The 2,038-nt window shown below is 39.7% G+C and carries 3 protein-coding genes; all 3 read right to left on the bottom strand.

Annotated features, from left to right (window positions below; translation table 11 throughout):
* On the bottom strand, window positions 1-467 hold a 467-nt coding region (locus QZZ35_RS11555; RefSeq protein WP_291237538.1), incomplete at its 3' end, for a TetR/AcrR family transcriptional regulator.
* The gene (locus QZZ35_RS11560) at window positions 460-1,014 is read right to left on the bottom strand and encodes a DUF5714 domain-containing protein (protein WP_291237539.1); all 555 of its coding nucleotides are present in this window, start codon (window positions 1,012-1,014) and stop codon (window positions 460-462) included. The genes QZZ35_RS11560 and QZZ35_RS11555, both read right to left, overlap by 8 nt.
* 91 nt (window positions 1,015-1,105) lie before the next feature.
* The coding region (locus QZZ35_RS11565; RefSeq protein ID WP_291237540.1) for a transcriptional regulator at window positions 1,106-2,038 on the bottom strand (933 nt) is incomplete at its 5' end.

The raw sequence follows: 2,038 nt of genomic DNA on the forward strand, positions 1-2,038 counted from the left end.
ATACTCTCAACATTACAATCCGGCATCTTTCCATTTTCAATCATTTCCGTAAAGTAATCCACCAATACTTTTTTGAAAACTGCAGGTGTTTTCATGATTCCCGGTAATGCAGCTTCTTCCAATTCCGCTGACCGAAGCCCAATAGAAACTTTTACCATCTGGGGCGTAACCTTATTCATATAAGTTCTGGAAAAGGATATCAGATCCTTTTCCAGATTTCCTTCATAAGAAAAATCACTCTCTGATAATCCCGGATTCCATTTTGACAATTCCATTGCAGCAATGACAATTTCTTTTTTTCCATCAAACCGTCTGAAAATAGTACTTTCATTGACTCCCGCCAATTTTGCAATATTTTTAGTCGTCGCTCCCGAGTAGCCCTTCTCAAGAATGAGTGTCATAGTCGCATCTATAATTTTCAGCTGAGTTTCATCATACATAACCTTTTGCTCTGTTTTCTTACGCATAGTATGGACATCTTTCTTTAATACATTGTTCATTTACTCCGGAATAAATACACTTTACAGGCTCATTCTCAAGGGTTACCCCGTAGTGCTCATTCACATAGGAGATACCATGCTTAAAAGCAACCATCGCATCTCTTTTACAGCATCTCGGACCATTGATCCTGCCCAATTCGCCAATGGCATTGGATGTAAACTGCATATGATCGCCCCAGGTTCCATCAACAGACAAAGGACCTGTCCCGTCGATGATTGAAAGGGCGGCGCCAACAGATGTAATCGCACCACATATTCCCCAGAGACCGCACATGGCACCTGGCATGCGCAATCCTTCCGCCACCAGTTTTTCAAGTGCCTCATCCAAATCAATCTGTCCGCCTGCATTTTTATAAGCGACAAGCAAACTTGCTCCATCTAATATATGGTGTTCCGGTCCATGAATACTCATATACGCTTTTTCAGCAATATTTTTAAAAATCTGAACCGGGCTTGTACCGGATTCCTTCTTGATATCACGAATAATTAAGTCCGCTTTTTCTGCTGTTGTCATTTTTGATTCCCTCCACAACGATCAAAACAATATATAGATGTTTATCTATGTACAAGATTAACATATACAGATATGTTTGTCAATTCTGCTTTTATTCGCGGAAACCATTAATGAAATTTTTCCAGGCCTCATTTTCCGCCATATAGCTATATGCTTCGTCATTCCTGAATCCCTGCATCAAATCTTTTTTTACCCGTTCCAGAAATCCGGGCTCTACTTCCTTAAACTGCATATGCCGATAAAGCTCTGATTTTCGAAAATCAAAAAGTGTATCCACATTTTCCAACAGTTGTTCTGCAACCTTGCATGTGCCTTCAATATTTTTCTCCGCACAGACAACATCAAGCATTGACATACATTCGTGATACTTCCCCATTTCAAAAACTCCTGCTATTGTACCAATCTTCTCTGCCAGATAGCGTGCCCTTTTGAAATCTTTCTCTTCGATCGCCATATTCATCATATGTATAAATGCAAAATTCAATATCTGGTATTCCGAAAACAATACATCTTCAAAGGCTTTGTATGCACTCTCTTTTTCACCCTTCATCTCATACAATCTGCCCCGGTGAATCTTCTTCATAGGGTCCTTATCCGAAAAATAACGTAAATAGATCTCTGCCTTCTCGTATTCCTTTTTCCGCAGATAATATCCAAACAACGAATCTGCTGCACATCGTCTTATCTCTTCATTCTCATCCTGAAGTGCCATCTCATACCACGAATTAATCTGTTCATCATATTTTTCTGAATCTACACTATCATCACACAATCTTCTGGCATCTAATATCACCGCAATCTGCCATATGAGTGCATTGCAATTCGGATATTCTCTTATCATCTCTGTAGCTCTTGCATAGACTTTTTCAAAATCTTCTGAATCCAGCATAGAATCCAGTTCCCGAACCATCTCCGCGACTTCAGACGGTGCAAGTTCTTCATGAAAAGACATGAGTGTTTCCAGAGAGATATGTAAGAGCCTTGCAATAGGTGCCAATAATTCAATATCCGGATTTGAATATCC

It is taken from the genome of Frisingicoccus sp. (assembly GCA_016298055.1).
Taxonomy (GTDB): Bacteria; Bacillota; Clostridia; order Lachnospirales; family Lachnospiraceae; genus Frisingicoccus.